The sequence below is a fragment of the Cupriavidus sp. UBA2010 genome (assembly GCF_002335265.1).
Taxonomy (GTDB): domain Bacteria; phylum Pseudomonadota; class Gammaproteobacteria; order Burkholderiales; family Burkholderiaceae; genus Cupriavidus; species Cupriavidus metallidurans.
Genome location: NZ_DDCI01000013.1, coordinates 57,609 through 69,644, shown reverse-complemented (window position 1 = coordinate 69,644; position 12,036 = coordinate 57,609). Strand labels below are relative to the sequence as shown.

General features: G+C 64.9%; 11 protein-coding genes. 2 read left to right on the top strand and 9 right to left on the bottom strand.

Annotated elements, in window-relative coordinates:
• Positions 1–51: 51 nt before the first annotated feature.
• Complete coding sequence (locus B2246_RS08920; RefSeq protein WP_035881243.1) at positions 52–795, bottom strand: SPOR domain-containing protein; 744 nt, start codon at positions 793–795, stop codon at positions 52–54.
• A 139-nt stretch (positions 796–934) separates the two neighbouring features.
• Positions 935–2,743, bottom strand: a complete 1,809-nt coding sequence (argS, locus tag B2246_RS08915; RefSeq protein WP_286880071.1) for an arginine--tRNA ligase — start codon at positions 2,741–2,743, stop codon at positions 935–937.
• A gap of 177 nt (positions 2,744–2,920) precedes the next feature.
• Between argS and B2246_RS08910 the strand changes: the two genes are divergently transcribed.
• Positions 2,921–3,241, top strand: a complete 321-nt coding sequence (locus B2246_RS08910; protein ID WP_008644542.1) for a DUF1840 domain-containing protein — start codon at positions 2,921–2,923, stop codon at positions 3,239–3,241.
• A gap of 377 nt (positions 3,242–3,618) precedes the next feature.
• On the opposite strand, the gene B2246_RS08905 is transcribed toward B2246_RS08910, so the two are convergent.
• Together B2246_RS08905 and B2246_RS08900 are read right to left on the bottom strand one after the other, a co-directional pair.
• Positions 3,619–4,053 (bottom strand): DUF883 family protein, encoded by a 435-nt coding sequence (locus B2246_RS08905; RefSeq protein WP_008644541.1) that lies wholly within the window; start codon positions 4,051–4,053, stop codon positions 3,619–3,621.
• Between the two features lie 30 nt (positions 4,054–4,083).
• Complete coding sequence (locus tag B2246_RS08900; RefSeq protein WP_008644540.1) at positions 4,084–4,248, bottom strand: DUF1328 domain-containing protein; 165 nt, start codon at positions 4,246–4,248, stop codon at positions 4,084–4,086.
• Positions 4,249–4,529: 281 nt separating this feature from the next.
• Here B2246_RS08900 and B2246_RS08895 point away from each other — a divergent pair, with 281 nt between their 5' ends.
• Positions 4,530–5,915, top strand: coding sequence for a CHASE3 domain-containing protein (locus B2246_RS08895; RefSeq protein ID WP_286880075.1), 1,386 nt, complete (start codon positions 4,530–4,532; stop codon positions 5,913–5,915).
• Positions 5,916–5,980: 65 nt separating this feature from the next.
• On the opposite strand, the gene B2246_RS08890 is transcribed toward B2246_RS08895, so the two are convergent.
• The 5 genes from B2246_RS08890 to B2246_RS08870 form a co-directional block, all read right to left on the bottom strand.
• Positions 5,981–6,388, bottom strand: coding sequence for a response regulator (locus B2246_RS08890; RefSeq protein WP_011515012.1), 408 nt, complete (start codon positions 6,386–6,388; stop codon positions 5,981–5,983).
• A gap of 193 nt (positions 6,389–6,581) precedes the next feature.
• Positions 6,582–7,214 (bottom strand): response regulator, encoded by a 633-nt coding sequence (locus tag B2246_RS08885; RefSeq protein ID WP_008644536.1) that lies wholly within the window; start codon positions 7,212–7,214, stop codon positions 6,582–6,584.
• A gap of 259 nt (positions 7,215–7,473) precedes the next feature.
• The gene (locus B2246_RS08880; protein WP_035881240.1) at positions 7,474–7,812 is read right to left on the bottom strand and encodes a hypothetical protein; all 339 of its coding nucleotides are present in this window, start codon (positions 7,810–7,812) and stop codon (positions 7,474–7,476) included.
• Positions 7,813–8,118: 306 nt separating this feature from the next.
• A complete protein-coding gene (gene metH, locus B2246_RS08875; protein WP_008644531.1) occupies positions 8,119–10,866 on the bottom strand; it encodes a methionine synthase in 2,748 nt (915 codons plus the stop codon).
• A gap of 28 nt (positions 10,867–10,894) precedes the next feature.
• Positions 10,895–11,962, bottom strand: coding sequence for a homocysteine S-methyltransferase family protein (locus tag B2246_RS08870; protein ID WP_008644530.1), 1,068 nt, complete (start codon positions 11,960–11,962; stop codon positions 10,895–10,897).
• Between the last annotated feature and the right edge of the window lie 74 nt (positions 11,963–12,036).

The window sequence follows — 12,036 nt, the reverse complement described above, 5'->3', positions numbered from 1 at the left end:
GCTATGACCACGGCGGCGGCGCGCGGTTCACCGCCTGCCGCCGCGAACCTGTTACTGCTTGGTAAAGCGGATCACCGAGGCTTCGAAACCGGCCGATTGCAGGCGGTCACGTGCGCGGTTCATGTCGTCGATGCGGTTGAACGGTCCCAGTCGAACGCGATACATCTTCACGCCGTTGACATCGCGATCCGTCACCTTGGCCTCGAAACCCTGCATGGCCAGGTTGGCTTTCTGACGATCGGCGTCATCCTGCGACCGGAACGCCCCTACCTGCAGCAGGTATCCCACCTTGTTGGCATCGGCCTGGGCAATCTCCGCGATCGGGTCGGCCACCGGCTTCTCGGCCGGGCGCGCGGCAGGCTTCTCCGGGGTCTTGCCGGCAACGGTGGAGCTGGCTGCGGCGCTGGTGCCGGCATCGGCCGGACGGGTGGTCGCCACCGGGGGCTGCGGCGCGGGCTGGCCGGGCTGCGCCTGTTCGGGCTGGCCCACCGGCTTGGCCGGCGTCTTGCTCCAGAGCGGCCGGTTCGGGTCCGACGGCTCCTCGGGCTGCTGCGCCTGTTGCGTCGGGCTCGGCAAGGTGCTGACCACATTGCCAGGCTCGCTGGGACGCGGGGCCGGGGCACTACTGCCGCCCTTCTGCTGGAACGGCGCAGGAGACTTGGTGATGTACAGCGCCACCACCACGGCAATGGCCAGGCCGACGATCAACCCGAGCACTAGGCCCAGGAACGTGCCGCCACGCTGCGTCTTGGTATGGCGGACGGTGCGCGGGGCGCGCTTGGCAATCTGTTGCATGAAGTCCTCTTCGGTGATGCCGGGGATTATAGAGCCAGACCCATGACGCACGGCTTCAGATTCGTCGCAAATTGTCGACTGCCGGCCGCCGATGCCATGGGCTGGCGGGTGGTGCGTCAACCCACCACCCCTACCACGATCAGGCCGGAGCCGCTTCGCGGTCCATGCGCTGCGGTGCCGAAACACCGATCACCGCCAGGCCGTTCTTGAGCACCTGGCGCGTGGCGGCCAGCAGCGCCAGCCGCGCGCGCTTGACCGTCTCGTCGTCCACCAGAACGCGGTCGGCGTTGTAGAACGCGTGGAAATCGCCAGCCAGGTCGCGCAGGTAGAAGGCCACGGCGTGCGGGGCCAGTTCGCTGGAGGCAGCGGCCAGCATGTCGCGGAACTCGGCCAGACGGCGGCCCAGCGCGATCGCCTGCGGGCTCACGTCAGCAGCCGTCACGGCGGCCAGGTCCACGCTGGCCAGCTCGCCCAGCCGCGCTTCCCAGTCCGCGCCGCCCCAGGCCTCGAAAATCGAGCAGATGCGGGCGTGCGCGTACTGGACGTAGTACACCGGGTTCTCGTCGTTCTGCTTCAGCGCCAGGTCCACGTCGAACACGAACTCGGTGTCGGCCTTGCGCGACAACAGGAAGAAGCGCACCGCGTCGCGGCCGCGCGTGAAGTGCGCGGGCCAGTCGGCCACGCCTGCTTCCAGGCAACCGCGGATCGTCTCTTCGCCGCCGTTGCTCCATTCGATCAGGTCGCGCACGGTCACGTACGAGCCAGCGCGCTTGGAGATCTTCACCTCCTCGCCGTTCTTCATGACGGTGACCATCTTGTGCAGCACGTAGTCGGGGTAGCCCTGCGGAATGCCGATGTCCAGGCCCTGCAGGCCGGCACGCACGCGGGCGATGGTGCCGTGGTGGTCGCTGCCCTGCACGTTGATGACCTTCGAGAAGCCGCGTTCCCACTTGGTGGTGTGGTACGCCACGTCCGGCACGAAGTACGTGTACGTGCCGTCGCCCTTCTTCATGACGCGGTCCTTGTCGTCGCCGTCGTCGGTGGTGCGCAGCCACAGCGCGCCTTCGCTCTCGTACGTCTTGCCCTTGGCGATCAGCGACTGCACGGCGGCTTCCACGCGGCCATCGCTGTACAGCGATGATTCCAGGTAGTACCGGTCGAACTTGACGCCAAACGCCTGCAGGTCGATGTCCTGCTCATTGCGCAGGTAGGTCACCGCGAACTTGCGGATCGACTCCAGATCCTCGATGTTGCCCGAGGCAGTCACCGGCTCGCCGTCCGAGGCGGACACGGTCTTGCCGGCCAGGAAATCGGCCGCGATATCGGCGATGTAGTCACCGTTGTAGGCGGACTCGGGCCAGCCGGCGTCACCTGGCTTCAGGCCGCGCGCGCGGGCCTGTACCGAGATGGCCAGCGTATGGATCTGCACGCCGGCGTCGTTGTAGTAGAACTCGCGATGGACCGACCAGCCCTGCCAGGCCAGCAGGTTCGCCAGCGCATCGCCCAGCGCGGCCTGGCGGCCGTGGCCCACGTGCAGCGGCCCGGTCGGGTTGGCCGAGACGAACTCCACCAGCACCTGGCCATGCTCGCCGACCGGACGCGCGCCGTAGCGGTCGCCATCGGCCAGCACGGCACGCAGGACTTCCGCGCGGGCCTCGGGGCTCAGGCGCAGGTTGATGAAGCCCGGGCCGGCGATCTCAAGCGCGGCCACGAGCGCGGTCGCGCGCGGATCGGCCTTGACTGCGTCGACGACCTTCTGCGCCAGTTCGCGCGGATTGGTCTTGAGCGACTTGGCCACCTGCATGGCGATGTTGCAGGCCAGGTCGCCGTGGGCGGCCGCCTTGGGTCGCTCGAATGTCACCGCGGGCAGGTTGGCATCGGCGGGGGCGAGCGCACGCACGGCATCCGTGAACGCGGCGGCAAGTTGGGAGGTCTGAACAGGCAGCATGGATATCTGGGCCCTGAGGCTGGGGTGCTTCCGGCCATGCGTCGGCAAGTGAACGCCGCGCCGCGTGACCGGCAGTGGAAATCGGGAAACGCGGAATTTTATCAGGTGCTATGCTGACATCATGCGGATGGCCTGTACGCCCTGCGCCAGACACCGCCACTCGTGAAAGGAACCACTATGTTGATCACCTTCAAATCCCACGCGGCGCAAGACCTGATCATGATGAAGGATCTTGCCATTACGCTGCTTGGCATCATCGGCAAGCATCTGGGCGAGCGCGGGGTGATCAAGGCCGACGAAATGCCGGCGGCAATCCGAAAGCTCGAAGCCGCCGTCCAGGACGCCAAGAAAGTCCACCCGGCCGAAGCCACCGTCCACCCCGGCAAGGATGACGAGCGCGAAGAGGAACCGCTCCATCTGGGCCAGCGCGCCTATCCGTTCCTCGACATGCTGCGTGAGTCCGTCAAGGAAGGCGCGGATGTGATGTGGGGCGTCTGACCCACTGACGCCCCCTCGGGGCGCCACCATCGCTGGCGCCCTGCTCCACCTTCGTCCGGCGACACCGTGCCGCCGGTCTCCACACGCCCTGCCCCAGAAAGCCGTTTGAAAGGTTCTGCGACATCCGGTCGTCGCACACGAAAAAGCGCCCGGCTGCCGCAGGGCGACCGGGCGACCCGGACCAGGGATTGGTATCCGGGAAGGGGGGTTACTGCGGAAAAGCGCGCGGCAGCGGCCTGCCGCGCGCCTTCCGGCTTCGTTTCCTTGGAAGCAGCTTCAACATGAAGCGAAGCGGTTCTGGCCAGGGTGAAGCAGGAGTTTCGGCTCGCTTGCGAGCCACCTGCGGAACGACGCCAGAATCGCTTTGAAACAGCTTCTTAGTCGTCGCTACGTCGGCCGCCGGCCAGCAGCAGGCCGACGAACGCGCCAACCAGCGCGGCAATCCCCACCGCCATCAGCGGGGATTCCACCACGCGCTGACGGCCGTGGTCGACGGCATCGTCAACATGCACACGCGCCCAGTCCACGCCGTCCCGGCCACGCTCGCGCAGCCGTTCGGCCAGATCCTGCGCACGGTCACGCAGTCGGCGCCCCGCCGCCAGGCTTTCCGCCGAACCCTCACGCGCCAGCACGTCGATCGTTTGCTGAAGCTGCCCGATCAATGCCTTGACGTCCTCCGACACCGGGCCGGCGGCATCGCGTGCCGCGTCGCGGGTGTCGCGCGCGGCATGGCGGATCTGCCGGACCGCTGCGTCAGCGCTGTCGTGCAGGTGGTTGATTTCCTTGCGAACCTTGGGGTTTTGCGTGAGCATGGGATCTCCTGTTTCCGGACGTGGGGCGACTTACCGTCGGCGGACCAGGCCCATTACAAACGTTACGATTGCCACCACCAGGAATATCAAGAACAGGATCTTGGCAATTTCTACCGCGCCGGCGGCAATGCCGCCGAATCCGAAGATCGCCGCGATCAGGGCAACAATAAAGAAGACGAGTGCGTAGTACAGCATGTCCAGCCTCCCTCGGATGATGGGCACGCCGAAAGTGGCGCGTCCGGCTTGCACCACGGCGCGCAAGCTCATAGCCTCATCGTAGGGTTCGCTCGCCAGAGCAGGCACCGAATCCAGACCGATTCCCATGTCAGCCAAGTCCTACAGCGCACCGCGCGCCACACCGGGTGCGAGACCGGCCGGGCCACGGCTACGATTGACCCCGCCCCCTCAATGTGATGCGATGGTCGCCCATCGGGCCGCCGCGCACCTGGAAACGGTCTTCTAACCGGTAATTCTCAATGGCCAAGCATTCCCTACTCGTGCGAAACACACTGCTGCTGGTCAGCGGCATCATGCTGACGCTGGCCGTACTGATCGCATCCGAGACCGGCAACCAGCGCCTGCGCGAGGGATACACCGAGGCAATCCGTTCGCAGCAGCTTCAGAACGACCTGGGCGACCTGATCGGCGAACTCGTCAATGCCGAGGGCGGCCAGCGCGGCTTCCTGCTGACCGGAAAAGACAGCTACCTCGACCCGTACTACAAGGCGCTGCCGCGCATCAACGAACTGATGTCGCGCATCCGCCAGCACTACGCGGACGATCCGGAAGGCCTGCGTCAATTCGGCGAGGCATCCCAGTTCGTGACGCGCAAACTCAACGAGATGGCACTGACGCTGGTCTACGGCAAGCGCGACTTCGACGTGGCGCTCGACATGGTTCGCACCGACTTCGGCAAGCAGACCATGGAGAATGCCCGGCGCGGTCTCGAGCATCTGCAGGTGCGCGAGTCGGGCACGGTCACGCACAATCTCGAAGCGGCCGAGCATGACCTGCAACTGTCGCGCTACGGCATTGGGCTGCTCACGGCCATCAACATCGCATTGATGGTGACGCTCGGCATGGGCCACGCGCGCCGCATGGCGATGGCCGATGCCACCCGGGCCGAACTGGAAGAGGAAAGCGCGCGGCTCGACCGCAAGGTGCGCGCCCGCACGCGCCAGTTGTCCGCCCTGGCCGCTCACCTGCAACGCGTGACCGAAGACGAGAAGACGCGCCTGGCGCGCGAGCTGCACGACGAACTCGGCGCCATCCTCACCGCCATCAAGCTGGATCTGCACTGGGTGCGGATGCGCGTGCAAGACACGCATCCGGAGGCGCGCGACAAGCTGACGCGCGTGATGCAGCACGCGGACCAGGCCATTCAGATCAAGCGGCAACTGATCGAGGACCTGCGTCCGACCGTGCTGCTGAACCTGGGCCTGCGCGAGGCCATCGTGCAGCTGGTGGAGGACGTCGGCACGCGCAACCAGTGGGATACCGCGCTGGACCTGCCCGAGACGCTGCCAAGACTGAATGACCCTGCGGCCATCGCGCTGTACCGCATCGTGCAGGAATCGCTGACGAATGCCAGCAAGTACGCCGAGGCCAAGCAGGTGTCAGTAACCCTGGCGTGCACGACCGAACATCTGGTGCTGACCGTGCGCGACGACGGCCGTGGCCTGCCGCCCGATTTCGACGCTGGCAGCATTGCCGGCCATCACGGCCTGCTCGGCATGGAGCAGCGCGTACTGGCGCTGGGCGGCACGATGCAGGTGGATTCCTCGCCGGGACACGGTGTGACGATCGGGATCGAGGTGCCGCTGACCGCGGCGGTGCTGGCGCAGGAAGAGCCGGCCGAGTGAGGGGAAGATATGAAGGCGCCGATCCAAGGGCACCGGAACAGGTGACGCAGGAATGAACGTCGACGTCAGGGCGTCGACATCGCGTAGTCCTCGATCACCCGGAACACCTGTTCCATTTCGAGTGACTTGTCGAAGAAATAGTCCGCGCCGGCTTCGGCGCACTGGCGCCGGTACATCGATACCTGCGCATGGTTCGTGTAGACGATGCGGATGCCCGGGAACCGCGCCTTCTGCATCTCGCGCAGCACATTGATGCCATTGCCCTGACGCAGTTGCAGATCGACGATCGCCACGTGATAGGCCCCGGCTGCGGCCAGCCCCACCGCCTTGCTTTCTGTATCGGCCCAATCCACGGCTTCCACGAACGGAAACGCGGTCAGGTACTCCATCAACATGCTCCGAATCACGGCCGAGTCCTCGATCAGGAGGACGCGCAGTGGTCGGGGTATGGAGGCAGTGGGCTGCTCCGGCATGGTGCGATGATGGTTCCGAGAATTGAGCGATTTATGGAAGCCTGCTTGGAGGCGCTATCAAAATGAAGCGAAGCGGTTCTGGCCAGGGTGAAGCAGGGGTTTCGGCTCGTATGCGAGCCGCCTGCAGAACGGCATGTGCCTGCAAGCACATGCGCGCCCCGCAACGACGCCAGAATCTTTTTGATAGCGCCTTTTACTCCACCAGGCCGTTCTTGATGGCGTAGTACGTCAGATCGGCATTAGTCTTCATCCCCATCTTCTCCAGGATGCGTGAACGATAGGTACTCACCGTCTTGACGCTCAGGAACAGTTCGTCAGCGATGACCGAGACGGATTGCCCGCGCGACAGCTTGCAGAAGATCTGGAACTCGCGCTCGGAGAGCGTGCGGTGCACGGGCTGATCGGTGGGCTTGTCCAGTCCGCCGATCAGCAGGTCGGCCACGGTCGGGCTCACGTAACGTCGTCCCTGGGCAACGGTGCGGATCGCCTTGACGAGGTCGTCCGGCGCCGACTCCTTGGTCAGGTAACCGGATGCTCCCGCACGTATCAGATTGATGGCGTACTGGTCTTCCGGATAGGTCGACAGGATCAGCACAGGCAAGGCAGGCAGTCTCTGTCGGATCAGCTTCAGCACGTCGATGCCATTCCGATCCGGCATGGAAATGTCGAGCACGAGCACGTCGAACTCGCGGTCGCGCAACTGCGCCATCACTTCGTCGCCGCTGCCAGCTTCGCCCGTCACCTCGATGTCAGGCTCCTCGGCAATGAACTGGCGCAGACCTGCACGCACGATCTCGTGATCGTCGGCGATCAGGACGCGAATCATCTGTGTCTCCACGGTGAAGGATGGCCCGGCTTCGGATGGATGGACCGGGCCGGCTTTTTTGCATTGTAGTGCTGCCGCGCGGCCAAATATGTCAGTCTCAGGCTGACATGTCCGGAAGGATACCTGCCCCCACGCGCGCTGTCGGAAATGCACAACGGGCGCACAAGGCGCCCGTTGCCGGTTTGTCGAGGTCTGTCGCGGTCTGTCGACAGTGGGAGCTGGGGCAGTCTGGAGGGGCCCGCCCCGGCACCTGACAGGATTACTGCATCTTCGTACCGGCCTGACCACCCGCGCTGGCACTGGATTCGCTGGTTTCGCCCTTCTTGGATTTGCCCTTGGCTTGCTTGCCCTGATGGCCCTTCGGCACGTCCATCTGGGCGCCGGTACCGCCGTCGGCCGAGGCCCCAGGCGTCACCGCACCACCGGAAGCGTTGACCGATGCGCCGGTGCCGGTTTGCAGGGACGGTGCGTTCACCGCGGCACCGACGCCGGCCTGTGTGCCGGCACTTCCGGCGGTGGCTCCAGTGCCTTGCGCCATCGCAAGCGACGAGGCGGCGGCAATCGACAGGGCGGACAGCGAGATCAGCAGCTTGTTCATGGAAGACTCCTTTACTGGAATGCCCCGCAGCGAAACATTCGCCGCGGCATTCACGCGGTGTCACGTGAACTGAGGCCCAGTCTATGGACTCGCTCCACTCGCTTCTGTGAGGACTTGTAATGCCCTGTAAGCAGAGGTGAGGACATTGCCGCTACAAATCGGCACGATTCGACGCGATTCGGCACAGCGCGCCATGCGAGGGCATCGCGGGCCTGCCCCCAACCATCAACGGCTGACGCCGAGTATGAAAAAAGCCGGGATGCCACGCGCGCGCGGCATCCCGGCTCTTGCACCTGGTTACAGCTTCTACAGGTTCGGCGCCAGTGCGCGTTCGAGCGTAAGACGGTCCTCACCGCGACGGGCCACCATATCGTCGAGCTGGTCCTGACCGATCTTGCCGATGCTGAAGTAGGTCGAGTCCGGATGCGACAGGTAGAAGCCGCTCACCGATGCCGCCGGCGTCATGGCCAGCGCCTCGGTGATGCCCATGCCGATATCGGCAGCATCGAGGAACGTGAACATCGGCGCCTTGACCGTGTGCTCCGGGCAAGCCGGATAGCCGGGTGCCGGACGAATACCGCGATACGCTTCGGCGACGAGCTGATCATTGCTCAGCGACTCCGCGGCGTCGTAGCCCCAGAGATCCTTGCGCACGCGCTCGTGCAGGCATTCGGCGAACGCCTCGGCCAGACGATCGGCCAGCGCCTTGAGCATGATGGCGCTGTAGTCGTCGTGGTCGGCCTCGAACTGCGCCTCCTTCTTGTCCACGCCAATCCCCGCCGTGACCGCGAACAGGCCAATGTAGTCGGCCACGCCGCTCGACTTCGGCGCGATGAAATCGGCCAGGCAGCGGTTCGGGCGACGCACGCCATCCACCACCGGACGCTCGCTCTGCTGGCGCAGGTTGTTCCAGGTCAGCGCGACCTTGCTGCGCGACTCGTCGGTATAGATCTCGATGTCGTCGTCATTGACCGTATTGGCCGGCAGCAGCGCCATCACGCCGTTGGCCGTCAGCCAGCGTCCCTGGATCAGGCGAGCCAGCATGCTCTTGCCATCCGAGAAGACGCGTCGCGCCGATTCGCCGACGATCTCGTCGTTGAGGATGTCCGGGAATTTGCCGGCCAGATCCCAGGTCTGGAAGAACGGCCCCCAGTCGATGTAGTTGGCCAGTTCGGACAGATCGTAGTTGCGGAACAGGCGGCGGCCGATGAACTTCGGCTTCGGCGGCACATAGGTGCTCCAGTCGATCTGCGTCTTGTTGGCGCGCGCCTGCGCCAGCGACACCATCGGCGTGGCCTTCTTGTTGGCGTGCTGCGTGCGAATGCGGTCGTAGTCGGACTTCAGCTCGTCCAGGTACTTCGCCGCGCCTTCGTCAGACAAGAGATTCGACGCCACGCTGACCGAGCGCGAGGCATCGGGCACATAGACCACCGGGCCTTCATAGTTCGGCGCGATCTTGACCGCGGTATGCACGCGCGATGTAGTGGCACCGCCGATCAGCAGCGGAATCTTCTTCACGCGGAAGTAGTCGTCGCGCTGCATCTCCGAGGCAACGTAGGCCATTTCCTCGAGCGACGGTGTGATCAGGCCGGACAGCCCGACGATGTCCGCCCCCTCGACCTTGGCGCGCGCCAGGATCTCGTTGCACGGCACCATCACGCCCATGTTGACCACTTCGAAGTTGTTGCACTGGAGCACCACCGACACGATGTTCTTGCCGATGTCGTGCACGTCGCCCTTCACGGTGGCGATCACGATCTTGCCGCGCGCGCGCACGTCGCCGCCGGCCTCGGCCACCAGGCGCTTTTCTTCCTCGATGAACGGCAGCAGATGTGCCACGGCCTGCTTCATCACGCGGGCGCTCTTCACCACCTGCGGCAGGAACATCTTGCCCGCGCCAAACAGGTCGCCAACAATGTTCATGCCATCCATCAGCGGCCCCTCGATCACCTCGATGGGGCGGCCACCGCGCGCCGCGATCTGCTGGCGCACTTCCTCGGTGTCCTCGACGATGAACGTGGTGATGCCGTGCACCAGCGCATGCGCCAGGCGATCACCCACTGGCACCGGTTGCTCGGGCGTGCCACGCCAGGCCAGGTTCTCTTCCCGCTTCGTGCCACCGCCCTTGAAGCGGTCGGCGATCTCCAGCAGGCGATCGGTGGCGTCGTCGCGACGGTTCAGCACCACGTCTTCCACACGCTCGCGCAATTCCGGGTCGAGCTGGTCATACACGCCCAGCTGGCCAGCGTTGACGATGCCCATGTCCATGCCCGCCGCGATCGCGTGGTACAGGAACACGGTGTGGATCGCCTCGCGCACCACGTCGTTGCCGCGGAACGAGAACGACACGTTCGACACCCCGCCGCTGACCTTGGCGTACGGCAGGTTCTGCTTGATCCAGCGCGTGGCTTCGATGAAGTCCACCGCGTAGTTGTTGTGCTCCTCGATACCGGTGGCCACCGCGAAGATGTTCGGATCGAAGATGATGTCCTCGGGCGGGAAGCCCACTTCGTTTACGAGGAAGTCGTAGCTGCGCTTGCAGATCTCGGTCTTGCGCTCGAACGTGTCCGCCTGGCCCTTCTCGTCGAATGCCATCACCACGCTGGCCGCGCCATAACGGCGGATCTGCGTGGCGTGGTGGCGGAACTGCTCCTCGCCTTCCTTGAGCGAGATCGAGTTCACCACGGCCTTGCCCTGCACGCAGCGCAGGCCCGCCTCGATCACGTCCCACTTCGACGAATCGATCATGATCGGCACGCGCGCGATGTCCGGCTCAGACGCGATCAGATTCAGGAAGCGCACCATCGCCGCCTTCGAATCGAGCATCGCCTCGTCCATGTTGATGTCGATGATCTGCGCGCCGTTCTCCACCTGCTGGCGGGCCACCGCCAGGGCTTCGTCGAACTGGCCGTTCAGGATCATGCGGGCGAATGCCTTCGAACCGGTGACGTTGGTACGCTCGCCAACGTTGACGAACAGCGTGTCGTCGTCGATCGTGAACGGTTCCAGACCGGACAGGCGCATCGGACGCGGGGGCAGGTTTTGCTGGCTCATGATTTCTGTTCTCTTGCGTGCGATGGCTTCAGGCGGCCGATTGTGCGGTGTCTTCGCGATACTGGCCGGGCCAGGCGCGTGGCGTCTTGTTGGCCACGCTCTTGGCGATGGCAGCGATGTGATCGGGCGTGGTGCCACAGCAGCCGCCCACCAGGTTCACCAGGCCGGATGCCGCGAACTCCTCCACCAGCGCGGAGGTCACCTCGGGCGTTTCATCAAAGCCGGTGTCGCTCATCGGATTGGGCAGGCCGGCGTTCGGGTAGCACGACACCGCGGCATCGCACACCTTGGCCAGTTCGGCGATGTACGGGCGCATCAGCGTAGCGCCAAGCGCGCAGTTCAGGCCGAATGTGACGGGCTTCGCGTGGCGCAGGCTGTTCCAGAACGCCTCCACGGTCTGACCGGAGAGAATGCGGCCCGAGGCATCGGTCACGGTGCCCGAGATCATCACCGGCACGCGCTCGCCGGTGTCCTCGAACAACTGGTCGATCGCGAACAGCGCGGCCTTGGCGTTGAGCGTGTCGAAAATTGTCTCGACCAGAAACACATCGGCCCCGCCTTCGAGCAGGGCCTTGCCCTGTTCGTAGTACGAATCGCGCAGTTCCTCGAAGGTGACGTTGCGCGCGCCCGGGTCGTTGACATCCGGGCTGATGCTGGCTGTCTTCGGCGTCGGACCGAACGCGCCGGCCACGAAGCGCGGCTTGTCCAGCGTGCTGTACTTGTCGCACGCGGCGCGCGCCAGGCGGGCGGCCTCGACGTTCATCTCGTACGCGAGGTCGGCCATCTTGTAGTCTTCCTGCGCCACGCGCGTGGCGCCGAACGTGTTCGTCTCGATCAGATCGGCACCGGCGGCCAGGTACTGCTCGTGAATCTCCGTGATGACCTGCGGACGGGTCAGGAGCAGCAATTCGTTATTGCCCTTCACGTCGATCCGATGGTCAGCGAAGCGCGTGCCCCGATAGTCAGCTTCCGTGAGCTTGTAACGCTGGATCATCGTGCCCATCGCGCCGTCGAGAATCAGAATGCGGTTGCGCAGCAGCTTCGGCAGGCTGGCGGCCCGGGTGTAGGGGCGTGGTTGGGATTGGGCGGCGCTCATGGTGGGGCTCGATCTTCGATGCGACGGCGGAGCCGCGCAGTTTGTGACAATTCAGAACCGGCGATTTTATCAGG

Coding starts and splice junctions, on each gene's coding strand:
- B2246_RS08920 (WP_035881243.1), bottom strand. CDS start 795: ATGCAACAGATTGCCAAGCGCGCCCCGCGCACCGTCCGCCATACCAAG.
- argS (WP_286880071.1), bottom strand. CDS start 2,743: ATGCTGCCTGTTCAGACCTCCCAACTTGCCGCCGCGTTCACGGATGCC.
- B2246_RS08910 (WP_008644542.1), top strand. CDS start 2,921: ATGTTGATCACCTTCAAATCCCACGCGGCGCAAGACCTGATCATGATG.
- B2246_RS08905 (WP_008644541.1), bottom strand. CDS start 4,053: ATGCTCACGCAAAACCCCAAGGTTCGCAAGGAAATCAACCACCTGCAC.
- B2246_RS08900 (WP_008644540.1), bottom strand. CDS start 4,248: ATGCTGTACTACGCACTCGTCTTCTTTATTGTTGCCCTGATCGCGGCG.
- B2246_RS08895 (WP_286880075.1), top strand. CDS start 4,530: ATGGCCAAGCATTCCCTACTCGTGCGAAACACACTGCTGCTGGTCAGC.
- B2246_RS08890 (WP_011515012.1), bottom strand. CDS start 6,388: ATGCCGGAGCAGCCCACTGCCTCCATACCCCGACCACTGCGCGTCCTC.
- B2246_RS08885 (WP_008644536.1), bottom strand. CDS start 7,214: ATGATTCGCGTCCTGATCGCCGACGATCACGAGATCGTGCGTGCAGGT.
- B2246_RS08880 (WP_035881240.1), bottom strand. CDS start 7,812: ATGAACAAGCTGCTGATCTCGCTGTCCGCCCTGTCGATTGCCGCCGCC.
- metH (WP_008644531.1), bottom strand. CDS start 10,866: ATGAGCCAGCAAAACCTGCCCCCGCGTCCGATGCGCCTGTCCGGTCTG.
- B2246_RS08870 (WP_008644530.1), bottom strand. CDS start 11,962: ATGAGCGCCGCCCAATCCCAACCACGCCCCTACACCCGGGCCGCCAGC.